The organism is Methanomicrobiales archaeon HGW-Methanomicrobiales-1 (assembly GCA_002839675.1).
In the GTDB taxonomy this organism is placed as follows: Archaea; Halobacteriota; Methanomicrobia; order Methanomicrobiales; family Methanospirillaceae; genus Methanoregula.
In genome coordinates this window covers 490,634-514,261 of record PGYM01000001.1, presented here as the reverse complement: position 1 = coordinate 514,261, position 23,628 = coordinate 490,634, and the positions used below count along the sequence as shown (strand labels likewise).

Below are 23,628 nucleotides of genomic sequence, written 5' to 3'. Positions count from 1 at the left end.
GAAAACAACTGATACCATCACGCGGAATGGAGGAGAATCATGAGCACCTACACCCGGCTGGAGATCGGGCTCTTCCTACTCGTCATCATGGTGGTCCTGATGCCCTTTGTTCTGATTATGGGAATTGCAAACGCATCTCCTTACCACCAGGTATCCGGTGAACCGGTGAATGAAGCTGCGCAGGCAACGGGAATTACCGTTGCGAGTGTCAGGGATTCAACCTGGAACCTGCCCGGAGCACAGGGTGGGAAAACCTATGTCCTCACGGACAATACCGGCGAGACAATTTCCGTATCCACGCAGTCATTTGACAACGCCGAATCCCGGGATGCGGCGGTCCGTTTACATTATGCCCAACAAGTCGGGCGCAGCAAGCCGGTGGGAAGCCTTGTTGTTATCGGCCAGCACCTGATCTACGTGACTCCTGCCAACAGTAACATTCTTGAGCGTCTTGCACCGATCCTGAAACAGAAAATATCACCGTAATTTTTTTTTTAGAAATTGTTCTGTTGAAAATTTTTTCCCATTGCTTGGTTATCCTCTGTGGCTGATAGGAAGGGGAAGCAGCCCAAGAGGTGCACCCCCTTGACCCCCTTCATATTTGGAAGGTCTCATCTATCACCTGGTGGGCAGTCCAATTTGATTCAACCCCACTTCTCCAGAGCGTGAAGTTGTGCAAAAAAATACAACTTTCGCATAATTTACAAACAACCTCAATGGCATAACCTCACGGTTGTGCGAATGAACCTGCACAATTTTTTGATTATTTATCCGCATTCTGCTCATGTCTGACTAAGAATTCTTATGTCAGATCATACTCCCGCATCCCACCATCACCAGAAAAAGATCCATGTCCTGGGTGTCAGCAGAAAGAAAAAATATCTCAAGGTCCTGATCGTCATTCTTTTTGCTGTTTTTGCAGCAATGGCCTGGTTCACCATCTCATCGGGCATCCTTGCAGATGAAAATCCGGAAATTCCCCGACACCTGGTTGCCTGGATAAATACGGAGCGCGCGGCTTCCAGCCTGCCGGCAGTCACCATCAGTGACACACTCGCCCATGAGGCATTGCTCGCGAGCCAGGAAATCCAGGTATCCCGGACAGCCTATTCCACCTGGCAAAAAACACCAGCGGATCAGGATTCCGATGTTTTCATTTATCCGAAATTATCCTGGGCCATGTCCGGTATCCGACTGGAACCCATGCTCTTTGATGCGTGGCGGACAAGCGATCCCGGTTCTGTTTCCCGGATACTGGACAAGGATACCAGTGATGTCGGAATCGGGGTCTCAAGCGATGGCTACAATTATTATATCGTCACAAAATGGCAGTAATTGTTCGCTCTAATTCCTATGAACGCTCCTCAAGTGATTTATCTGTGACCAACACTAACATTATGTAAATCATGGACGATGATCGGGAAGTTGCCCGCCTGTTAGATATACTCGGGAACCGGAACCGGCGGCGCATCATCGAACTGCTCCGGCAGAAACCCTGTTTTGTCACCGAGATATCTGACACGCTCCTGCTCTCCCCAAAAGCGGTCATCGATCACCTCCAGTTGATGGAGCGCGAATCAATCCTGTCCTGCGAGACCGATGACCGGCGCAGGAAATATTACTACCTGGAAAACGACATCCTGATCGATGTGAGCCTGAGGCAGGCACGGGTTCCAAGCGCCATGACGGGCACTAAGGGAGAGCAGAACGAACAACTGAAAAATTCAGTCATCATGCTCGCGCGGATGATCAAGGCGCATGACCAGATCCTCTCTTCGCTTGAGCAGGTTAACCACGACATAGAGCTCAAGATTTCTGATATTGCCCATAACCATAAGGATATATTTTTGAGCGAGAGAGATTTTACTGTAATTATCGCACTCTCGCACGATTCACTTACCCTTCCTGAACTTGAGGAAGCAACCAAGGTGCCCCAGAATGAACTGGTCACCCACCTCAGAAGATTTGAACGGGTGGGGATCGTAAAGAGAGTAAAAGAACAGTACTCACTTCGAGGCGTTCATGCAGAATAATCCGAACAATCCCTACGATGATGTTTTCAGCAACCTGGCAAAGATTGTTGAAGATATCGTCAAGAACATGCCGGATAATGAACATGCCCGTATCGTGGGATATACCATCATCTCCCGCCAGCCCATGAATGGCGATCCCGGTATCTTCCGGGGAGGCATACCTGAAGACGATGGCGAGATCCCTTACGAGCTGACTGAGAGCGAAGACCAGATCTTCATCACCGCAGAGATGCCGGCTACCCTCAAGAACGCGCCTATCGCTGACATCGAACCGGAAGTTGTGCGAATTATTGCCGATGATCACACCACTACCATCATACTTGAGCATAAGGTAGACCGGATCCACAGTTACTACCGGGTCCACCGTGGCGTGATGGATATCACGCTCAAGAAAGAGCCGGTATATTCCCAACTCTGATACTTTTTTTAATAATTCACAGATTCTGTGCAAAACAGAAACAAAAAGAAATTGATGAATATCAGCCGAGTTTCCAGGCAGCCCGGTCATTGCTGTCAAACTGGATCTCAACGTAGGTGTCCTCTGGTTTCAGGGACGTGGGTACCTGGTAAATCAGGTAGCCATCGATCGCATTTCCCTGCCCGGGATAGACAAAATCCTGGGTAGTTGCATGAGAGTACCCATAATCCTCAACCCGCTCCAGGTTGAAATAATCGGACTGCGTCTCGACTTCCTTAATCTCGACAGGTATCGCCTTGCGGTCCGTTGCCTTATCCGGAAGGTAATGGGTGGAGTCGACATAGTAGACATCACCGTCATTGTGCACACGGATCATGCTGGACTTCGGGTAGGGATACCCATCCTTACCAATATTTTCGATATTCACAAAGACAAACAGGTACTTGAATCCCTGTTTCGGTTTCTCCGTATAGTAGCGATTATCCATATCATTGTGCCACTGGTAGGTCGCATTCATCCAGTACCGGTATAAGGTTGCCCTGCTGGCGTACTTGCCTTCGTTAAAATTGAACAACTCCTTCACCTTGTATGCATCCGGAAATGGATCGGGAATCAGGGTCGGGGGTACCTCAATTGTCGCAACCATAGCCGGTGTCGATTCAGTTACCACGGGGGTAGCGAGAGGGGTCGGGGTTCCCGTTGTTCCTGGGAGAACGGGAGGAATAGATCCACCGGACAGTTTTGGCAGCACAAAAATATACGCTACTCCGGCCAGAAGAACGAGGACAATTACGATTCCCACAATGATCTTGGGAAGGGGGATTGCTTTCGTTGTTCCTGCCGGTTCGGGAGATACGGGCGCTGCGGGTGCCGGTGAGCTCCCGGCCGGGGGAAACGCCGGGGGAAACGCCGGGGGAAACGGCTCAATCGCCGCACCGCAACTTTCACAGAATTTTACCCCCGGGGAGAGGACAGCCCCGCAAGCAGTACAGAATTTTTGTCCCATACTGAATTAGTCACCCCGGCAACTAATAAAAAAAGCGGATTTTATCCGGTTACGCTGCCCGCAAGGGCAATGGGCACTGGCAACTGGACGATTATACTTTCACGGGAATATCGGAAGGTTCCCACTGGCTGATGGATTTCTTTTCCGGCCGCATCTCATGGAACTGCTTGAGCGAGACCGTGATGTCGCGGGTAAAGGCAAAGTACCCGATCTGGGTGGTGCGGCAGAGTTTCATGGCCATATCCATAAGACCTCGTGGATCGGGGCGCCCTTCTCCCAGCCAGATATGGAAGATGTTGCCGCCATCTACGATCGGGAAGAAGACATGCTCGATCTCCATGCGCTTTGGCAGGGAAACATTCGCCCCCGGGGCCACGTGCGTACCGTTCGTATAGTAGATCGGGAGATCACGGGATTTGCCCAGTTGTTCAAGGCCGAGCTCGACGTCGCCCTTGATCACCTTTACTGCAAAGTCGTGGTAGCGGCGGTCAAGAAGATCGGCTACCGCAAACCGCTGACCGGTCGTCTCGGCCGGTGTGCGGGCAAGTGCAATGGTCATGTTGTTCTTCTTGCTGAGTTCGCGCCCGTAGAGTTCCAGCTCGGTCATTGCCCGGATAGCAAGTTTGAAGGCGTCCTTGGATTCGTGCAGTTGCTTTCCGATATGGTGCTGGACCATCTCGTTGACGCCGACCACACCGATCGTGTACACGAGACCTTCGAGATCAACGGCAACGGCACCGCGATCACCCGTGTTGGGATCCTTGGGGCGCTGCATGGCAAAGGGCATCCGCCCGTTCCCGCGGATATTGTCCATCCAGCGGCGCTTGATCTTGAAGATCTCGACTGCCACATCCATGAGTTTCTTGAGCTCGGCAAAGAGACGGGCATCGTCTCCCTCCGCATTGTAAGCCGCACGCGGGCAGTTGACCGAGACTACCTGCCACGAACCCATCGAAAAATGCTTGCCTTCTTCAAAGAAGAGTTTCCGGTCGAAATCCGAATCTTCCTCCGCAACTGCCGAGAACTGGTAAGCGCAGCACTGGTAACAGGAGATGCCCTTGCCCGCACCGCGGTATGCGGGAAGCTGGTTGTCATAGTAGGGCGTGCCAAACTTGGAGGCCAGCTCAAAGGTCAGCAGGTAGAGTTCCTGGTACGTGGGGAGCTCGGGGTGCATTTTGTTGAACTCCTCGCGCTCACCCATGAACTCCGGTTCAATGCTGATCTCGGGCTTGGGGAAGTTGAAGGGCTTGCCCCAGTAGTCACCCTCAAGCATCACTTCCATGGTTGCCTTGAAGAGCAGGCGAACCTCGCGCTCGAACTCGCCATAGGTTCGCTTGGGTGCGGATTTCCCGTCCCAGACCTTTCCTTTAAAGACACAGGGCTTGTCCTGCCAGAGGGAAGGGACACCGGGAGTGAGCTGGATGGAGGAGAAGACGAGCTGCCCGCCCCGGGCCACCATCATCTGCGTCATCTCGTACACAAACATCTGTATCAGCTGTTTGATCTCTTCATACGCCATGCCCTCGACAAAAGGCGAGAGGAAGGTTAAGAAATTATAATAGCCCTGTCCACCGGCAAAATTCGTCTGGGCGGAGCCGAGCGCCTTGACCGCGTGAAGAATTGCAACTTCCGCCCGCTTGGCCGGGCCCGCAACCGAGGCTTTCGTGCCGGTGCCATCCGGCATCAGGCCGTAATAGAAGAAGTAGCGCAGGTCCCAGTCCTGGCAGAACGGGCGCGTGCCGAAATATTCGAGATCATGGATGTGCATCTCGCCGGATAAGTGGTAGTCGGCAAGACTGGGCGGGAGCTGGAGCAGGTACTGTTCCTTGGAGATCTTGTCCGCCTTCTTCTTGTGGCTGGTCTCGGCATTCTCCTGCAGGTTCGCATTGTCGTGCGCTTCAAATCCCTTACCCACGTCAATCATGTGAGCATCGTAAACAGGAGTACCGACCCGGGTTGAGACATTCCGGTATTGGATCATTCCCTTTTCAAGCAGGGTAATATTCACGATCTCGCGGATGAGGGGGCCGGAGAGGGACTTGAGTCCCATGCTTTTTATCTTGTTCTCCACGTCCCGGGCAATCTCCTGCGCAGTAGCCTCGTCCGCACCGTGATAGCCGTAAAACGTCTCGACAAGTTTGGTCTCTTGTACAATCTGGTGGATGATCCGGTCACGGTCCCATTCGACGATATGCCCATCGCTGGTCCGCACCGGGGGAAGGGTTGGGGCATACGCACCAAAGATAGTCTGCTGGCGGGTCTCCTTATGGGGCATCATTCACCCGCAATCAGTTTTGTTATATGTGCGCCATCCAGTTTACCTGAGGGAAAGAGATCTGCGGAGGTAAAGAAGTCGTCATTCACTTGCAGGACGGGAGCTTCTGAAACAAAGACTCCGTTCAGCCGCAGCTCGGTAAGGGATTCCGCTGTTGATAGATCGCGTTCGGCAAAAGCATGACCCCCCGTTTTTAAAAACCCTTTCAGGAGGTCGCAGTTCGGGCAAAATTCTAGCGTATATACAATCAACTGCGGATTTTCTGGCATAAAAATAACCCTCACTCTGTAATTATCAATTAGGCATTAGGTGAATAAAAAAATCATGGTTTGTGCACGCAGATTTTTCCAAACATAAATTCATCACTACAAAAGCGGAACATAAAAAACGATCACCATTTGTAGAGGTATGCAATAATAATACATTCAATGGTACGGGTTTTTGTTGCGCTTGAGCTTTTCACGGAGATACGGGAGCAGCTGACAGAAGCACAGGATGTCCTGCACGGGTGCAGGGCGCGTCTTACCTTCGTAGAACCTGCACTCATCCATATCACGGTCAAATTTTTAGGCGAGGTCACAGAGCAGAAGATCCCCGCGGTTATGGATGCGCTCCGCACAATCCGGGTTGCCCCGTTTTTGGTTACGGCTCGCAAAGTAACCCTCAACAACCCGTCACGCCCGCACACGGCCTGGTGCACGATTGACGATGACGGGGAGTCGGAGCGGGTGTTCCAGCGCGTTGAAGAAGCACTTCATCCCTTAGGGTTTGTCCGTGAAACCCGCAGGTTTACCCCTCATGCAACGGTAGCCCGGGTTAAATCGCCGGATCCCTCGCTCTTTGCAGCAATCAGCCAGCTGGACACCAGGGAATACGGGAGCTGTTCAATCACCGGGCTGAAATTAAAAAAGAGTACCCTTACACCGCAGGGGCCGGTGTACGAGGATCTGCTGGAGGTCACATGGTAACCCGGCTGCCCCTTGAAGAGGCAGTGCTTGCTACTCTCCGCCCGACACTCGCGGAGCGCGAGCATGTCTGCGGCATCGCAAAACGCCTGCTGGAGGCGATTGCCAAGAGCGGGAAGGCGCAGGGCATGGTGGTGGGATCGATTGCCCGCCACACCTGGGTGCGGGGAGACCGTGACCTTGATGTGTTCATGCTCTTTGATGCCGGTCTCTCCCGCGAGGCGCTTGAAGAGGAGGGACTTGCCCTTGCACGAAAGATTGCCACAGAGTTCTCGACTAAGTATCACGAGAAGTACGCCGAGCACCCGTATATCAATGCCGTGATTGACGATGTGGATGTAGATCTTGTGCCCTGCTACAACGTGGACAGTGCCACAAAGATCCAGAGCGCAGTTGACCGCACCCCGTTTCACACGCGCTATATCACCGACAAGATCAATGGCCTGATCGATGATGTGCTCCTGCTCAAGCGATTCACCAAGGCCGGGGGCATCTACGGCTCCGATCAGATGACCGAAGGGTTCTCCGGGTACCTCTGCGAACTGCTGGTCCTCTACTATGGCGGGTTTACCCCGCTCCTGCAAGCTACGGCCGAATGGCACCCGCATATGGTCATTGATCCGGAACATCATGCAGCAAAAGAGTTTGACGAACCGCTCATCGTGATCGATCCGGTAGATCCCCGGCGCAATGTTGCAGCGGCAGTGTCGCTCGACCGCATGGTGGAATTTGTGGAACTGGCCCGGGGATATATCGAATCCCCCTCAGAAAAATATTTTTTATTGCCTGCGCCGCAGACAATCACCAGAGAAGAGCTTGGCAACCTTCTTGCAAAGCGGGGCACGGGCCTCTATGCGATCACGTTTGCAACACCTCCCTATATTGAAGAAGTCATTGTGCCGCAGCTCAAACGGAGCATGATTGCCATTGCTGAACATCTCGAACGAAACGGGTTTGCGGTGCACCACGTTCACTATACCATGGAAGAGGAGCGGTGCATGTTCCTGATGGAATTATTAGTAACAGAACTCCCCAGCGTCCGCATACACCAGGGACCTCCGCTCTGGAACCGGGTGAATGCGGAAAAATTCCGGGAAAAGCATGTCGTCTCTTCCTTACCGGGACCCTATATCAATGAAGGGAAGTACGAGATGGAAGTGCCCCGGGAATTTACCCGGGTAGAAGACCTGCTCACTTCCGAAAGTCTGCTGGAGGTAAGATTGGGAAAACATGTCCGGCAGGTGCTTGCAAGCGGGTGGAAACTCCATTGTGGGACGGAGTGCTGGCACGAGGAATTCGCACCGTTTATAGCGGGATTTTTTGACCGGTGTTCTCCACTGGTGCGGGTCAAACGGGAGTGAAAGACAGCTCTTTAAAAATTGCGAGTGTGACCCCCTCTCTCCCCCAGAGAGGGAGGCAACCCAAGGGGAGCCCCCCTTGACCCCCTTTCAGGTTCTTTTGGTTTCATAATTTTGCGGAACTGCACGCAGCACTGCGATGATTATGAGATCGCATTAAAAAGTATCAAAACCGCCGCGGTGGCGCCCCTCCGGGGGGGGTGGGGTTCATCGCTATTGGAGGTATGGGGATTCCAACCCCCATGATAAATAATGAAAAAAATACGCCATTTGCGGGCTCTTTTTCCCGTTTTTAGATTCTGGTCAATACCGGAAAACCCCGATAATTCCTTCTTTTCTAATTGTAAGGAAAATATTCCCGAATATCGCTCCGTTTGCCAAAATAAAGGTGGAAACAATCTCACTCAAAGCCCGCCAAAGGCCCTTAAACCGAGTCAAAAAAAGCCACTTGGTTTACTCCATCCGGGCGCTGTAAACCCTGCCGGAATGAGAATATGAGGATCTTTTTTTCCGACGTGTCGGTTCCTGGATGATAAGATAGTAGACGAACGGTGTGCATCACGTTAAAAAAAAGGGAATATGATAGATTCAGGAAAATGGGTATCGCAGGGGTTCTTTTCCCCACTTCGATAATCAGTCACCGGAACAAGGACTCACTTTTTTGCATTTTTCTTAATTTTTGCCGATGCCAGCTTCTCGATGGGAGCAGTATCGACACCCGGAGTCAGGGTAAGTTTGTGGTTCTGCACGGCACTGTCAACAAATCCTTTGCCCGTGGGGGTCCGGATGATCAGTGTTGTGTTGCCGGCAGGGCTCCCGATGGCCCCGGCAGAGATATCGGATAACACCGCGGTGAGATCCGTGCAGGAGTGACACCCTTTGCGGATGCAGGATTCCAGTTCAGCAAGCGGCACGATAACCGTGGTGCCATCATGTTTGAGAATTTCGAGTTTTCCTTTTACATCCAGTTTGCTAATCTCGTGTGCCTCTACTTTGTATTCGGTAAGGATTTTTCCCTGGATGAGGGTCGCGTAATCGAACGTCTCGGTGCAGAACAAACCGATGACCAGCCGGATCGCCTTCCCGTACGGCATGAGCAGATCGTTATCGCTCTCCCGCATGCGTGCAACCGCCTGGACTGCACAGGGAACTCCTATGACAGCGATTCGCTTGAACTTGCGTTCCACCACCGCGTGCTTGAGCGCAGCAAGAAGCGGCACCCACCAGCTGTAGCGGCTGCCGGCCTGCTGTACCAGCACATCGGATTTCGTGATGATGACTGATGACGGTTTGAGAGTCCAGCGATCTTCAGTGACCGTAACGATTGCGTCGATGAGGCCCTGGTCCAGTGCATTGGCAAGGATTGCTGTGACTGCCCCCCCGCTCTGTTTATGCGGGACGTCAAAGGCCGCTTTCGCACAGGCCAGTTCGAGATACTTCCCGAGTGTCTCGGCCGGTTGGTCGCCAACCCGGGGGCATACCGCGTAACATGCCCCGCAGCTCACGCCATCAGTTGCCTGCTTGCAGTACCCGTTGCTCTTTGGTGTAAGCACCATCTCCCCTTCATCAAAGGAGATGGCATCGGCCGGACAGACCGCCACGCAGGCACCACATCCCGAGCAGATACCCTTGTCCCAGACCTCGCTTTTCAAATCGAGATAACTCTTGAGTGCCATCTTCATCACTCCCATGTGTACTTGTTTGCAAACGGCCGTGCACTTGCCGGAGCAATTCGTGTGTAGTCAGCAGCCAGCAGCGGAGCCGGGTCGAGGTTAAACATCTTCGCAAAATCCTCGATAATCGGTTTGATCATGGCTTTCTGTTCATCGGTTGCCGGGGTCTGTTTCGCACCGACGCCGAGATACTGTTCATCCACCGGACCCCGCACCAGGATCTCGCCGCCATGAATGCCGCTTCCGACACCCCGTTCTGATATCGGCGTTACACCATTGAGGCCCAGGACAATGAGAAGCCCCCCGGCCATATATTCTCCGAGGAATGCCCGTGCTGCGCCCCCGACAACAAGGATCGGTCGCTTCTCCATGTACTGCTTCATGTGGATGCCACCACGGTACCCGATATTGTCGCGGACATAGACCCTGCCGCCCCGCATACTGTGGGCAACTGCATCCCCGGCACTTCCATGGATGATGACTTTGCCCTTGTCCATGGTATTTCCGGGTGCATGGTCGGCGTTGCCGTTGACGATGACGGTCGGACCGCTCATGAACATGCCCAGATCTCCGCCCGGGACTCCGTTGACGGTGATAGTGACATCCTCTCCCCTCACACCATCACCGATAAAACGCTGGCCTAAGACATTGTCGATAATGATCTCTTTGGCGCCATTGGCAATCGCAGCCCGAATCTGCTGGTTCAGGGGCGTGTAATGGATCTGGTGTGCGTTAATGCGAACCATAGTCATCTCAGGCCCCCACGGACTTAACATCGAGGACTTCCATCAGGCCTTCGTCGAGCATGTAGCCCCGGAGCCGGTCCCGGTTGCCCCGCAGGCTTTCGATGCTGTTGATACCTGCAGCACCCATCAGCTCGGCAAGCTCATCGGTCCACCCATGGATCAGGTTTGCAACCTGCACAGCATTTGTCTCGGGATCCAGGCGCTTTGTCAGCTCAGGTTTCTGGGTGGCAATCCCCCAGGCACAGTTACCCCGGTAACAGGTACCACAGACCCGGCAACCCATGGCAACGAGTGCTGATGTGCCGATGTAGACTGCATCAGCACCGAGACAGATGATCTTTGCTACATCTGCACTCTCGCGGATACCTCCGCTTGCAATGATGGACACTTTGTGCCGGATACCCTGCTGGCGGAGTTTTGCGTCAACGCTGGCGACCGCGGCTTCAACCGGAATACCCACGTTATCCCGGAATACCCGGGGGGCTGCACCGGTTCCGCCTCGGAACCCGTCAATAACAACGGCATCTGCAGCGGAACGTGCGATCCCCGCAGCAATAGCAGCTGAATTATGGACTGCGGCAATCTTGACAAAGACGGGTTTTTTCCATTCGGTGGCTTCTTTCAGGCCGCGTACCAGTTGTTTGAGATCTTCAATACTGTAGATATCGTGATGCGGAGCGGGGCTGATTGCATCGCTTCCTTCCGGGATCATCCGGGTGCAGGACACATCCGCGCAGACTTTTTCGCCCGGCAGGTGCCCGCCAATTCCCGGTTTTGCTCCCTGGCCAATCTTGATCTCGATGGCTGCCCCGCGCTCAAGATAGTTGATATCCACACCAAACCGGCCTGATGCCACCTGGACAATCATATTCTTCTGGTACGGGTAGAGGGAATCGTGAAGACCGCCTTCTCCGGTTCCCATGAAGGTACCAACTTTGGTCACGGCTTTTGCAAGAGCAGTCTGGGCATTCAGGCTGATGGCACCATAGCTCATGTGCCCAATCATGATGGGCGTCTCTATCTGGAGATTGGGGACGAGTTTGGTTATGAGTTCGACATCGCCATCAGGGTGTTGCTTTAATTTAAGCGATGAAGGTTTCTTGCCGATATACGTGCGCAGCTCCATGGGCTCACGGAGGGGATCGATGCTCGGGTTGGTTACCTGACAGGCATCCAGCACCAACCGGTCAAAGATGACCGGGTAGGGCTTGGCATTTCCCATCCCGGCAAGGATAATTTTACCGGTTTTTGCCTGGTTGAAGATCGCTTCCCTGACTTCCCGGGTCCAGAGCGGGTGGCTCCGGTAATCATTGGGTTTTTCCTCGATATCGATCGCATCGCGCGGGCAGAAGGCGATACAGCGGTGGCAGGCAACACAGTTCCGGGAGTTGATCCGGATCTCATCTCCTTCCTGCCGGAACACGCCATACGAACAGTTCTCGACACAGCGTCCGCAGGACATGCAGCGATCCGGATCAATTGATACTTTGAATTTTTGAGGAATGCTGCCGATGCTCATGAATACACCCTCCCGATCACCGGTTCACCGGCTTTTGGCATGGTAATATTTTCTACATCCGGATCGATCCTTCGTATGGCAGATTCTTCGCTGGAAATGTAGAGTCGATCACCGGATTCACCGCTGACGAGCGGGCGGAGCTTGATACGGTCCGTAAATCCCACGAGTGTATTCTCGTTGGCAACACAGATCGCAAACGGACCATTCATGAGCGCAGGTCCATAAGTGAGACGTATAGCCCGGTTGAGTTCCTGCTCTTTGGGTGGCATCCGGTCAATGTCTTCCCAGAATGGCGGGGCAAGTGCCCGCACGGCCAGTTTCTCAGAGAGGCCGTGTTTCCGTACCAGCAGGTCAACTAGATAGGCTACTACTTCGGTATCGGTATACATGGTGCATTTGTAGCCAAAACTCTCGATATAGCGCCGGTTCGTACCATAGGAGGTGATCTCACCGTTGTGCACAACGCTCCAGTTCAGGAGATTAAAGGGGTGTGCCCCACCCCACCACCCGGAGGTATTGGTCGGGTACCGGTTGTGGGCTAGCCAGAGATATCCCTTGTAATCCTCGATCCGGTAAAAATTTGCCACATCTTCCGGCCAGCCGGCGGCTTTGAAGACACCCAAATTCTTTCCCGAGGAGAAGATCAGCGCACCGTTCTTTTCTGCATTAACCTTCATGACCAGGTGGGTGATGATGTCTTCATCGGGTGTGGTACTTTTCGGCATCAGGCTGCGGTCAGGGCGGAAGAAATATCTCCAGGGGGTGTGGACTTTCCGGATATTGGGTTGCTCGTAGGTCTTGATCTGCTCATCATGGACGATGGTACCCCATTTCTCGAGCAGGGTATCAAGGGCTCCCTTGTTCTCACGGATATTGTCGAAGAATACATGCAGGGCATAGTAGTCCTTGTAATCCGGGTATATCCCATAGGCGACATAACCGGCTCCTTCTCCGCTACCGCGCTCATCCATCATAGCGAGCGAATCCCTGATCTTCCCGCCATCCATGAGCTGGCGGTTCCTGTCAATTACACCAATTATACCACACATATTATCACAAAGAACAATGATTCATTATACTAAGCCTTTCTTAAAAGTTCGTTGAGTTTTTGCTCAATTACGTTAGTTAACAAAATATATATGCGATTGGGTGGAATCTTTCTTCCATTATGTCAGCAGACGTAACGAAGATGCTCAAGAAAATTGAAGCGGATAAAGTCAAATTCATCCGGCTCCAGTTCACGGATATCCAGGGGATGCCCAAAAATGTTGCTATCCCTACAATCCAGGCGGAGAAAGCCCTTACAGAAGGAATCTGGTTTGATGGATCATCTGTTGAAGGTTTTGCACGGATCGAAGAATCCGATATGATCTTAAAACCGGACCCGGAATCCTACGCGGTTCTCCCCTGGAGACCCCAGGAAGGAAGAGTCGCACGTTTCATTTGTGATGTCCAGACCTATGGGAACAAGTCCTTTGAAGGAGACCCCCGGTTTGTCCTGCGCAAAACAATGACTGAAGCAGCTAAGATGGGATATACCTTCAACACCGGACCTGAACTCGAGTTTTTCCTGTTCAAGATGTACGATGGCGTACCCACTACAGAGTTTGAAGATCACGGCGCGTATTTTGATCTTGCACCTACAGATTCTGCAGAAGATGTCCGACGCGATGTTGTTATGGCACTGACCGACATGGGATTTGAGATTGAAGCCTCCCACCACGAAGTCGCCGACAGCCAGCACGAAATTGATTTCAAATATGGCGATGTCCTTACCACTGCTGACCGTGTGATCACGTTCAAATTTGCCACCAAGTCAATTGCCCTCCAGTATGGGCTCCACGCATCCTTCATGGCAAAACCGATTGCCGGCATTAACGGGAGCGGTATGCACACCCACGGTTCCCTTGCCAAGAATGGGAAGAATGCATTCTATGATGCAAATGCAGAACTTCAGCTCTCCGACACCGCGATGTATTACATCGGCGGTATCCTGAAGCATGCACGGGCAATCACCCGGGTAGCAAACCCGACCATCAATTCGTACAAGCGCCTCGTCCCCGGTTATGAAGCTCCCTGCTACATCTCATGGAGTGCAGCCAACCGTTCAGCCCTTGTCCGCGTTCCCGCAGCCCGCGGTAATAGTACCCGTGCAGAGTTCCGCAGTCCGGATCCGATGTGCAACCCATACCTCACCTTTGCCTCCATGCTCGCAGCAGGACTTGATGGTATCAAGAACAAGATCATGCCACCGGAAAGCACCAATACCAACATCTACCACATGGATGCAAAAGCACGAAAGAAACTTCATATCGAAATGCTGCCCGCAAGCCTTTCTGAGGCAAATGCAGCGCTCCTCAAGGATGATATCATCTGCAAGACTCTTGGCGACCATGTTGTAGAGAACCTTACCCGCATCGCAGAGATGGAGACCGATTCCTTCCGCCTTGCAGTTCACCCGTGGGAACTGGACAGGTACCTGGCTACCTACTAATTTTTTTTTGGATCACAAACAATTATTTTAAATACGTAGGAATGCAACTTCCTTCTAGTAAATCCAAAAACAAATCGTTGTATTGATCAGAATGACAAACTCCCACTATGACACAAATCAATTTCCCGGACTTTCTATCCGGATTAACATCTGGTGGAAGTCTTTACCGGCCCTCTTGCAGGATCGAAATTCTGGAGTAAAGGAAATACCTTTATATTCTCCAATAAATATGAAAAATTAATTTTTACAGGTGAAATGAATGGCTATTGAAACAGGAGCAACAGCATGGATTCTTGCCTCAACGGCGCTTGTCATGATCATGACGCCGGGCGTAGGATTGTTCTACGGGGGCCTTGTACGGAAGAAAAATTTCATCAACATGATCACCCTGTCGTTCGTTGCCTTTGCACTCGTCAGCATCCAATGGGTGTTGATCGGGTATTCCCTCGCATTCGGTTCGGATGTCGGCGGGTTCATTGGCAACTTGGAGTACCTCGGGTTGAATAACGTAGGCATGGAAGCGGGACCCTACAGCCCGGTTATACCGGGACTGCTTTTCATGGTCTTCCAGCTGGTCTTTGCTACGGTGACTATGGCAATCGTAACCTCAGGGTTTGCAGAGCGGATCAAGTTCAGCTCATTCCTGGTCTTTGCGGCGCTCTGGACAACTATTGTGTATGACCCGCTTGCTCACTGGGTCTGGGGTGGTGGCTGGACTGCACAGTTCGGTGCAATCGACTTTGCCGGGGGGACGGTTGTCCACATCAGTTCTGGTTTTGCAGCACTTGCACTCGCGCTGGTCATCGGTAAACGTGTTGGGTACGGCAAGTACGCAATGGAGCCGGCAAACATTCCCTGGTCCATTCTCGGTGCGGCCCTCCTCTGGTTCGGCTGGTTCGGGTTTAACTCGGGCAGCGCAATTGATGCGAACGGGTTGGCATCGTTAGCATTTGTCACTACCAATACCGCAGCTGCAGCAGGTGCACTCGCATGGATGCTCGTGTCCTGGGCACATGGCGGCAAACCGAGTTCGCTTGGATTTGTCTCGGGCGCAGTGGCAGGTCTAGTTGCGATAACTCCCGCAGCCGGGTTCGTAACACCAATGGCGGCGATAATCATCGGTGCAGTTGGAGGAGCGCTCTGTTACAGCATCATGCTCTGGAGGCAGTCCAAAGGAGTTGACGAGAGCCTCGACGCATGGGCGGTCCACGGTATGGGCGGCCTTTGGGGAGCACTCGCTACGGGTATCTTTGCCGTGGCAGCTATCAACGGGAAATCAGGACTTATCGAAGGCAATGTCCAGCAGTTTATTGCACAGGTTGTCGGGGCAGGCGCTGCAGTAATATACGCCTTTGTCATAACGTACATTCTCGCAGTTGTTATCGACAAAACCATGGGCCTTCGCGTCAGTGAAGAGGAAGAGTACGTAGGTCTCGATATCTCCCAGCATGGGGAGCGGACAATATAACGGTGATTAACATGAAAATGGTAAAAGCAATTATTAAACCGGAACGATTCGAGTTTGTCAAAAAAGCTCTTGAAGACAAAGGCTTCAACGGCATGACCATCACAGAAGTCAAAGGTCGCGGCGAACAGAAGGGAATTGCCCTGGAGTACCGGGGAGGGCTGATGACAGTGGATCTCCTGCCAAAAATCCAGCTCGAAATCGTTGTCAGGGATTCTGAGGTTGATAACCTGGTCCTGACCATTACCGAATCAGCCCGCACGGGAAAAATCGGGGATGGGAAGATCTTTATTATGCCGGTTGAAAAATCCTTAAGGATACGAACCGGAGAGATTGAAGCATAAAATAAAATCGGGTCAGCTATCACTTTCCCGGGGGAATTAATCCCCTCTTTTTTTGGTTATTACCGGCCATAGCACAAAATTTCTATCGTAGCGACATTCCCATGCAGCAGGATGATACGGCGGAAATAAAAAAAAAGTTATTGGAAATCCAGTAGGGCGTGTAATTTCATTTCTATGTGTGGAGTAATCGGGTAATGAGACGGAATCATTAATTTTCCGGTATCCTGCTGTATTGCTTCCTCAAGATCGTCTTCTGATATACCCAGTTTTTCATGATCGACAACTTCATGGAAGTATATCTTGCCGCCACCCGGCACTATCCGGCACAGGGAACAATAGTCCTCTCCGGCACGGATATAAAAATACGAAGAACCAATGAGCGAATACTGGTATTCCTGTAACTGTTCAAGAATTGCCGCATAATCAGGTTCCGATGCATCCGGCATGATGTACCGCGGCACAGGATCCACACCGTTTATTTTTTTAGCGCTTGGCATTTTTATCCCCCCTTTCTTCTTTGTACTACCACCGACCTGCATTTTGTACAGATCTGAGGTACGATGGAAATATCTTTCCAATATATAAATAATTTACCATGAAAAAATTAAACCATACTTCGCATCCATAGCAGAATGTAATTACTACTATGAAAGAAATTTACTACTGCAATTATGATCCCGTGGCTGAATTTAAATTTTAAAAATTTCAAACCGAACGCCAAAATCGCCCTCAATGCCACGCGGCACATGAACAAGATCGAACGGAAAAAACTCTTCTCTCCTGATATCGAACCGATGCGTACCGCAGAAGGACGCTGGTTCGAAGCCATCGTGTACGAAATGTTTTTAGAGATCTCGAATACTTCCGACCGGATAAAATATCTCGCCATGAAAGGCGCTGATGCCCCCCGGCAGCGCGAAGAGGTCCGGCTCGGACAGAATGGGATTTTTTATTCCAAATATGGAGATATTACGGTCCGGGGGAATGGCCAGGATCTTGCTGAGTTTGATATGCTTCTTGTCGACTCGGACAATCACATTGCCTTTGCCGAAGTTGTCACCTCCCCAGCAGATTTAAAAGAGTTTGAAGCAGAGATCGAATTCAAGAAAAAACTCCTGGGTTACCTCTACAACCAGAAAGTGACACCATTCCTTCTGGTCTCATCATTTGACCTTTCCAACTATTCTGTTGTCAAACGGCTGGCCAAGGATAAGACAAATGCGATCATTAACACCAGCTCCTGCGAGGAGATCAAATCTTTGGTAAAACATTACCGCCCCCGCATTCTCTATAATAATCCCGAAAACCACCCCAAACTGATTCGGGCAACAGACATTCCAACTAAAAACCCGTTTGATTACAAACGTTATCATGATGAAGTGCGCACGCAGTTTTTCACCGAGATTGCAAAAACGGGCGAGAAGAAAAATTTTGAGAGAAACAGCCAGACCGGACAGATTGTTAAAAAAATACTCTATGGAGGATTGTTTCCCCCGGCAATAAAAGCACTCTGTGATTCCTATGGGCTTTCTGTGAAGGGTAAAAAAATCGAGTTCGAAGAGTTTTCGAAATATTATTCGAAAGCAATCATCGCCACGGATCTTCCCGGATTTGAGCTGATCATCTACCTCCGGTCCAAGCAGAAGAAAGAGTACCACAAGATGGTGCAGGTAAAAGACGGCCACTTCAAATTTGAACGCCCAACTCCGCCCAAGGTAGGATTTTTCCTCTGGTTAGAGGCGATCCAGCCATCTCTCGGCACGAGAATTACTCTTGAAGTACTGGATACATTTTCCATAAAAGAACAGGTAAGGAAATAAAAACCATAGAATCCCGTAATAATTGGTTTAGGAGACCAGCAGCATACCTGGCACTGCTACGGGCTGCGCTTTATTCACCTGCTTAAAAACCCATTTTTTTATCCCTTTCCTGAAAAAAGTGCCCCATATTCTCATTCCGGCCGGGTTTCCCTGACCCGGATGGGATAAACTAAGTGGCAAAAACAGCCTCGATTAAATACCCTTTGGCAGCCGTTAGGGGAGGGGGTTTCCGCTCGTATTTCGGCAATCGGAGCGAATATGGGAGTTATTCTTCCAATGATCAGAAACGGGCTTTTTTGCGGGGTTTTCCGGATTGGGTTTTTGAAAACAGAGCCCGCAAATGGCTTAATTTCACTCAAGGTGTGATCCTCGGATTTTCAGAGTAATTTTAAAAAAGAATACACGAGAAGATGATCGATTCACACGCATCCCTAAGGCGAGCTCATCATCCTTTTTAATACTGAATTTGGATCCGGGAGATACTCATGGCGTTATATTATCTGAAAAAGAGGGGGAAGGTAAAATATTCCATAATCTTTATGGCGGTTCATCCTTGTATTAAAAAAAATATGATTCAGAATAGTCTTTTCCAGACTCCAGATGATATTTCAAAGACGAAGAAGAGTTGAAAACTTTTTTTTATGACAGCGCACTGTTACCACAATCCCCGTTCCCGATCTCTATTGCAGTGGCCATAGGGCAGACAAATAATTTCCCGTCACCATATCGCCCGCTTTGATGGATATGAACGAATGTCTGAACAATGGGATGAACGTTTTCATCGATTATTATCATCATAAACATGCTTTTTTGAATGAATTCCTGTTCGGAAGTAATTTCAGGTTCATGATATACCGGACTTTCTTTATCAGGGAGAAATCCACGCTGCTGGTACTTTTGGATACCGGATTTCTGTTGCCGGGTAAACTCAGGATACGCATCGCAAATCACATCATTCTGCAATTCTTTATCCAATACAGGAATGATCGTAACATCCATTATCCCAAGTGTTTCCAGATCAGTTTTTAATGGTTCCTGATACTCATTCCGGATGATGGCAACAATCATTTTCATATGAATTTTGTCCCAGCCACCTATTGGCCAGTCCTGAGGGTATAAAAATCTTCAACATAAGTGATAAAGATCTTTCCATTACCGGTCTTTCCGGTATCCGGATAATTCTTTAAGCAGTTCTTGGCCGCAGTTCTTATTGCCACAACAGCCTTGGCGACATCGCAATCTGCAAGTACGAACATGAGCATCTCTTTCGACATTTCCGCAGACGAAATCGATCCTGCCGGAAGCCCCAGTTCCCTGATAGGGCCAGCGACATTTATTCTAGTCATTGCATGGATTCCTGTTTTTTCGAGTGCATCAATTACCAGTTGTACAGATTCGGATCTGATAAGCGCCCAGATCATTTTCATTGAGTCTAACCCCTAAAGAATCCTTTTGGTTTTTTTATAAGATCCATATAATTCCCTTAAAAAAACATAGTATTGATTGTGGTATTCATCTCTGGTTGGACATTTCTGAAGTATGAAATCAACCGGTTCTCTGAACAATGAGGGGTGTGGTGATCCCCATTATCATACCGGTCATAGTTTTTTTGATTACACTTCCATCATTATCCCTCCGGTATCCATTTTTGGATCCTGCATCCAGCAATCTCTGATCATCGACCCGTGCTGAAACTGCAACATGAAAAACCTGAAAGAGGGGGAGCGAAGTTATGCTCCCATCAACAGATCCTCTGTTAACTCAATCATCAGCGGGCATGACAGATTGTTAAGGATCAACTTACAGGATCCCGTCCCCACGCTCCTTTGTCCTTACCCGTATGGCGTCCTTTATCGGTATGAGGAAGATTTTCCCATCGCCGATATTCCCAGTATTTGCTACTTCGCAGATAATATCTACAATTTTCTCGGCTTTCTCATCCGGGACAACGATTTCGATCTTTGCCTTGGGAATGAAATCTACCACGTATTCGGCTCCCCGCCATTGCTGGGTAATTCCCTTCTGCTGGCCCCTTCCTCTCACTTCGGAAACCGTCATTGACCCGGCTCCGACTGCATCAAGGGCGGTCTTTACTGCATCAATCTTCTGTGACCTGATAATTGCTTCAATTTTTATCATCTCAATCACCTTTTACTTGGGGCTCTATTGGTACAAAGTCCGGATAAGCAGACATTCCATGTTCACCAATATCAAGTCCTTCTATCTGTTCGCGATCCGATACGCGGAGACCCATGGTCTTTTTCAGGATATAGAACATGATAGCGCCCATACCGAATGCCCAGACAATCACGGTGACGACACTGATGATCTGAGACACCATGAACCCGGAATTGCCATAGAGGAGACCGGTAACATCACCATAGGTCCCATCGGCAAGCAGGCCCAGTGCCAAGATACCCCAGACACCACAGACGCCATGCACGGAGATTGCTCCGACCGGATCATCAATACGCAGTTTCCAATCAATAAACCAGACACTGGCAACAACAAGTGCACCCGCGATTGCGCCAATCAGCACTGAAGCTGAAGGATTAACCCAGGCACATCCGGCAGTGATTGCGACAAGTCCGGCAATTACACCATTTCCCGCCATCGGTACATCGGGTTTTCCATATTTCCACCAGGTAATAAGCATTGCAACAATTCCACCAGCTGCTGCTGCCAGAACAGTATTTGCTGCGATGACAGAGATCCTGAGTTCGGTGGCAGCAAGCGTGCTTCCCGGGTTGAACCCGAACCAGCCAAACCAGAGGATGAACACACCAAGGATAGCCAAAGTGATACTATGACCCGGGATACCGTTCGGCGTCCCGTCTTTGCGGTATTTGCCAAGACGCGGACCAACCATCCAGGCACCGGCCAGTGCAATGAAACCACCAACGGCATGGACAACGCCGGATCCGGCAAAGTCAAGAGCGCCTAACTGCGAGAGCCAGCCGCCACCCCACATCCAATGCCCGTAGAGGGGATAGATGAATGCCGTGACAATGAGACTGGCCACACAATAGGTACTGAATTTGGTGCGTTCTGCCATGGCCCCGGAAACGATGGTAGCCGCAGTAGCGCAGAAAACCATCTGCCAGAACCACATCTCAATGGTTGAGACATCATAGGCATTGCCCCAAAGGAAAAACCCGTTCAGTCCAATCATCAGACCGGTGATACCTGTTGCAGTACCCATCATCAGGGCAAAACCGACTGCCCAGAATCCAAGAGCACCAATGCAGAAGTCCATCATGTTCTTCATCATGATGTTCGCAGCATTTTTTGCCCGGGTCAGACCTGCTTCAAGCAGGGCAAACCCGGCCTGCATGCTCATAACGAGAAAACCACAGATGAGAACCCAGCTGAAGTTTATTGCCGTGTCAGGGTTATCTGCATACGTTGCCGCTCCAGAAGGATCTGCACCGAATACTGGTGAGATCAGAGCAAGAAGACAGATCAAGAGTATGATCAGTCGTTGTGCATTCTTCGTAATCATCAGAATTTTTCCTCCTAATATTGCAAGAAAGCATATTCCTTCCATGGTTTAAAAATGTTTCTTTTTTTTAGATAAAACGTATTTTATCAAAACCGGTCTGATACGCGTGAACCATGGATTTTTGGCGGTTCATCGAGGTGCGGTGAGTTTTACAGCCATACATTTTCAAAAAAAAATGCATGAAGTTTAAGACTCAGCACAAAAGCAAAGAAAATTTTGTTTTCCGAATTAATTTTTTTTCATGATAAAATTATCTGGTAATATGTCACAGCCATTGGTTCACAATGGTATCCAAAAGAACTGGTAATTACCATTAATGCAGTGATCGCAAAAATTATCCAGAAGGTTGCTAAAATGGCACCCGCACAAGGGAATCACCGGGCAACAGGGAATATAGCATGGCGAACCTGCTCACTACCGTTTCATCCAGGTAAAAAAAAGGAGATACTGATGATATATTTCTTTACGTTCCGATAAAAAACTGGTCGATAAACGGGTGCCGCCCTTTCTGAAGGATCGCATCCGCATCCCCGCAGAGCACGATCTTTCCCTGTTCCATTAAACAAATCCGGTCACCGAGTGCAACCGCGTCCCGGAGATCGTGGGTGACGATGATTGCAGGAATCTTTGCCGCAGACAGGACCTCTTTGAGTTCCTCTCGCATCTGCACCTGTGTCCGGACATCGAGAGCACTGAACGGTTCGTCGAGCAGGAGACAATTCGGTTTTACGGCAAGTGCCCGGAGCAGGGCGACCCGCTGGCGCTGGCCTCCCGACAGTTTTCCTACCATCTCATCACAGATCCCGAGCAGACCGAGCTGCCCGGCAAGGTTACGGACCCGGGCATCGATCTCATCGCGGGGAAGATGGCGGATGCGCAGGCCATAAGCGATATTTTCATACATGGTCATATGCGGGAAAAGGGCATAGTTCTGGAAGACATAGCCGGTGCCACGGGATTCAGCCGGAATGCAGGTCCGGGTTGCCGTGTCGATAAAGGTTTCACTGCCTATCCGGATATGCCCGACATCCGGGGTCATGAGCCCGGCAACAAGGTTGAGGATGGTCGATTTTCCCGCACCATTTTCACCAAGAAGGACAAGTGTCCCCCCGTCCGGCATCTGGATATCGACATCCAGCACGAAATCCCGGAGCGCTTTTTTCACCACGATATCCATCATGAAGCCGCCTCTTCTTTTTCCGTTAAGACTTTCACGATAATGATCACAGCAAACGATATGATAACGAGCATTACCGCAAGCACGAGCGAGGCATCCATGTCGCCCTGCATCGCGCCATAGATGGCAAGCGGCATGGTCTGGGTTTTCCCCTGCAGGTTCCCGGCAAACATAATCGTTGCCCCGAATTCCCCTAAAGCCCGGGCAAAGGTCATGACTGCCCCGGAGAGAATACCGGAGAGGGCAAGAGGGACGGTTATTGAGAAGAATGTCGTGAGCGGTGAAGCCCCGAGCGTCCGGGCGGCATGCTCATACACCTGGTTGACCCCGGCAAAACTTGTCCGGGCCTGCCGGATGTAAAACGGCGAGGCGACAAAAACCTGCGCCATGATCACCGCAATGGTCGTAAACGCGATATCGATTCCCATCAGGTTCAGGTACTGCCCGACAAGCCCCCGGCGCCCGAACGCCATGAGCAGCGCAAGACCGGCAACTGCGGGGGGGAGCACGACCGGGAGGTCCGTGATGGTATCGATGATCTTCTTTCCGGGGTACTGGCAGCGGGCATTGATGTACGCGATCGGCGTCCCAAAGCCAATCACGATTACAGTACTGATGCTGGCAGTAAAAAAACTCAAAAACAGGGCATCGATTACCACCGGGTCCTGCAATGAGGCGAGCAGGAGTTCCGGGGGTACCCTGAGCAGGAGAGCGACCAGCGGGATGCCAATAAACGCGACCGCGAGCACGACCAAGACAGCAATCAGGATACGGAGCGGCAGGTTTTCCCTCTTGCAGATCCGTTCCATGGTGATAGTCATGTTCGTTTGATC

24 protein-coding genes are annotated in these 23,628 nt (G+C 50.8%); 10 read left to right on the top strand and 14 right to left on the bottom strand.

The window, feature by feature from the left end:
- Positions 1 to 39 precede the first annotated feature (39 nt).
- From CVV30_02760 to CVV30_02745, 4 genes are all read left to right on the top strand, one after another.
- A complete protein-coding gene (locus tag CVV30_02760; protein ID PKL70297.1) occupies positions 40 to 486 on the top strand; it encodes a hypothetical protein in 447 nt (148 codons plus the stop codon).
- Positions 487 to 804: 318 nt separating this feature from the next.
- Complete coding sequence (locus CVV30_02755; protein ID PKL70296.1) at positions 805 to 1,335, top strand: hypothetical protein; 531 nt, start codon at positions 805 to 807, stop codon at positions 1,333 to 1,335.
- A gap of 71 nt (positions 1,336 to 1,406) precedes the next feature.
- The gene (locus tag CVV30_02750; GenBank protein PKL70295.1) at positions 1,407 to 2,033 is read left to right on the top strand and encodes an ArsR family transcriptional regulator; all 627 of its coding nucleotides are present in this window, start codon (positions 1,407 to 1,409) and stop codon (positions 2,031 to 2,033) included.
- On the top strand, positions 2,023 to 2,451 hold the full coding sequence (locus CVV30_02745) for a hypothetical protein (protein PKL70294.1): 429 nt from the start codon (positions 2,023 to 2,025) through the stop codon (positions 2,449 to 2,451). The genes CVV30_02750 and CVV30_02745 overlap by 11 nt, the downstream gene beginning before the upstream one ends.
- A 61-nt stretch (positions 2,452 to 2,512) precedes the next feature.
- Here CVV30_02745 and CVV30_02740 read toward each other — a convergent pair whose 3' ends face one another.
- The 3 genes from CVV30_02740 to CVV30_02730 form a co-directional block, all read right to left on the bottom strand.
- Positions 2,513 to 3,457 (bottom strand): hypothetical protein, encoded by a 945-nt coding sequence (locus CVV30_02740; protein PKL70293.1) that lies wholly within the window; start codon positions 3,455 to 3,457, stop codon positions 2,513 to 2,515.
- Positions 3,458 to 3,548: 91 nt separating this feature from the next.
- Positions 3,549 to 5,732: an anaerobic ribonucleoside-triphosphate reductase gene (gene nrdD, locus CVV30_02735; protein ID PKL70945.1), complete on the bottom strand. Its 2,184-nt coding sequence runs from the start codon at positions 5,730 to 5,732 to the stop codon at positions 3,549 to 3,551.
- Entirely contained in the window at positions 5,732 to 6,001 is a 270-nt protein-coding gene (locus CVV30_02730; GenBank protein ID PKL70292.1) for an NrdH-redoxin, read from the bottom strand. Before CVV30_02730 ends, nrdD begins: the two co-directional genes overlap by 1 nt.
- Before the next feature lie 159 nt (positions 6,002 to 6,160).
- Between CVV30_02730 and CVV30_02725 the strand changes: the two genes are divergently transcribed.
- Entirely contained in the window at positions 6,161 to 6,700 is a 540-nt protein-coding gene (locus tag CVV30_02725; protein ID PKL70291.1) for an RNA 2',3'-cyclic phosphodiesterase, read from the top strand.
- Positions 6,694 to 8,058 (top strand): CCA tRNA nucleotidyltransferase, encoded by a 1,365-nt coding sequence (locus CVV30_02720; GenBank protein ID PKL70290.1) that lies wholly within the window; start codon positions 6,694 to 6,696, stop codon positions 8,056 to 8,058. The genes CVV30_02725 and CVV30_02720 overlap by 7 nt, the downstream gene beginning before the upstream one ends.
- A gap of 650 nt (positions 8,059 to 8,708) precedes the next feature.
- On the opposite strand, the gene CVV30_02715 is transcribed toward CVV30_02720, so the two are convergent.
- From CVV30_02715 to CVV30_02700, 4 genes are read right to left on the bottom strand one after another with little or no spacing between them, the layout of a single operon-like run.
- Positions 8,709 to 9,731 carry a hypothetical protein gene (locus CVV30_02715; GenBank protein PKL70944.1) on the bottom strand — a complete coding sequence of 341 codons (1,023 nt, stop codon included), beginning with the start codon at positions 9,729 to 9,731 and terminating at the stop codon, positions 8,709 to 8,711.
- Between the two features lie 5 nt (positions 9,732 to 9,736).
- On the bottom strand, positions 9,737 to 10,480 hold the full coding sequence (locus tag CVV30_02710) for a hypothetical protein (protein ID PKL70289.1): 744 nt from the start codon (positions 10,478 to 10,480) through the stop codon (positions 9,737 to 9,739).
- A 1-nt stretch (position 10,481) separates the two neighbouring features.
- Positions 10,482 to 11,993: an FMN-binding glutamate synthase family protein gene (locus CVV30_02705; GenBank protein PKL70288.1), complete on the bottom strand. Its 1,512-nt coding sequence runs from the start codon at positions 11,991 to 11,993 to the stop codon at positions 10,482 to 10,484.
- Positions 11,990 to 13,042, bottom strand: coding sequence for a hypothetical protein (locus tag CVV30_02700; protein PKL70287.1), 1,053 nt, complete (start codon positions 13,040 to 13,042; stop codon positions 11,990 to 11,992). Before CVV30_02700 ends, CVV30_02705 begins: the two co-directional genes overlap by 4 nt.
- Positions 13,043 to 13,161: 119 nt before the next feature.
- Between CVV30_02700 and CVV30_02695 the strand changes: the two genes are divergently transcribed.
- From CVV30_02695 to CVV30_02685, 3 genes are all read left to right on the top strand, one after another.
- The gene (locus CVV30_02695) at positions 13,162 to 14,487 is read left to right on the top strand and encodes a type I glutamate--ammonia ligase (GenBank protein PKL70286.1); all 1,326 of its coding nucleotides are present in this window, start codon (positions 13,162 to 13,164) and stop codon (positions 14,485 to 14,487) included.
- Positions 14,488 to 14,746: 259 nt separating this feature from the next.
- On the top strand, positions 14,747 to 15,955 hold the full coding sequence (locus tag CVV30_02690; GenBank protein PKL70285.1) for an ammonium transporter: 1,209 nt from the start codon (positions 14,747 to 14,749) through the stop codon (positions 15,953 to 15,955).
- Positions 15,956 to 15,966: 11 nt separating this feature from the next.
- Positions 15,967 to 16,296, top strand: coding sequence for a transcriptional regulator (locus CVV30_02685; protein PKL70284.1), 330 nt, complete (start codon positions 15,967 to 15,969; stop codon positions 16,294 to 16,296).
- Between the two features lie 137 nt (positions 16,297 to 16,433).
- On the opposite strand, the gene CVV30_02680 is transcribed toward CVV30_02685, so the two are convergent.
- Positions 16,434 to 16,835, bottom strand: coding sequence for a hypothetical protein (locus CVV30_02680; GenBank protein ID PKL70283.1), 402 nt, complete (start codon positions 16,833 to 16,835; stop codon positions 16,434 to 16,436).
- A 132-nt stretch (positions 16,836 to 16,967) separates the two neighbouring features.
- Between CVV30_02680 and CVV30_02675 the strand changes: the two genes are divergently transcribed.
- Entirely contained in the window at positions 16,968 to 18,116 is a 1,149-nt protein-coding gene (locus CVV30_02675; GenBank protein ID PKL70282.1) for a hypothetical protein, read from the top strand.
- A gap of 639 nt (positions 18,117 to 18,755) precedes the next feature.
- On the opposite strand, the gene CVV30_02670 is transcribed toward CVV30_02675, so the two are convergent.
- The 6 genes from CVV30_02670 to modB all read right to left on the bottom strand — a co-directional run bounded on the left by CVV30_02670 (position 18,756) and on the right by modB (position 23,604).
- Positions 18,756 to 19,190, bottom strand: a complete 435-nt coding sequence (locus CVV30_02670) for a hypothetical protein (protein PKL70281.1) — start codon at positions 19,188 to 19,190, stop codon at positions 18,756 to 18,758.
- A 20-nt stretch (positions 19,191 to 19,210) separates the two neighbouring features.
- Positions 19,211 to 19,543 carry a nitrogen fixation protein NifD gene (locus CVV30_02665; protein ID PKL70280.1) on the bottom strand — a complete coding sequence of 111 codons (333 nt, stop codon included), beginning with the start codon at positions 19,541 to 19,543 and terminating at the stop codon, positions 19,211 to 19,213.
- A 373-nt stretch (positions 19,544 to 19,916) separates the two neighbouring features.
- Entirely contained in the window at positions 19,917 to 20,255 is a 339-nt protein-coding gene (locus CVV30_02660; protein PKL70279.1) for a transcriptional regulator, read from the bottom strand.
- A 1-nt stretch (position 20,256) separates the two neighbouring features.
- Positions 20,257 to 21,618 carry an ammonium transporter gene (locus CVV30_02655; protein PKL70943.1) on the bottom strand — a complete coding sequence of 454 codons (1,362 nt, stop codon included), beginning with the start codon at positions 21,616 to 21,618 and terminating at the stop codon, positions 20,257 to 20,259.
- 463 nt (positions 21,619 to 22,081) lie between these two features.
- Entirely contained in the window at positions 22,082 to 22,798 is a 717-nt protein-coding gene (locus CVV30_02650; protein ID PKL70278.1) for an ABC transporter, read from the bottom strand.
- The gene (modB, locus tag CVV30_02645) at positions 22,795 to 23,604 is read right to left on the bottom strand and encodes a molybdate ABC transporter permease subunit (GenBank protein ID PKL70942.1); all 810 of its coding nucleotides are present in this window, start codon (positions 23,602 to 23,604) and stop codon (positions 22,795 to 22,797) included. The genes CVV30_02650 and modB overlap by 4 nt, the downstream gene beginning before the upstream one ends.
- Positions 23,605 to 23,628: the final 24 nt, after the last annotated feature.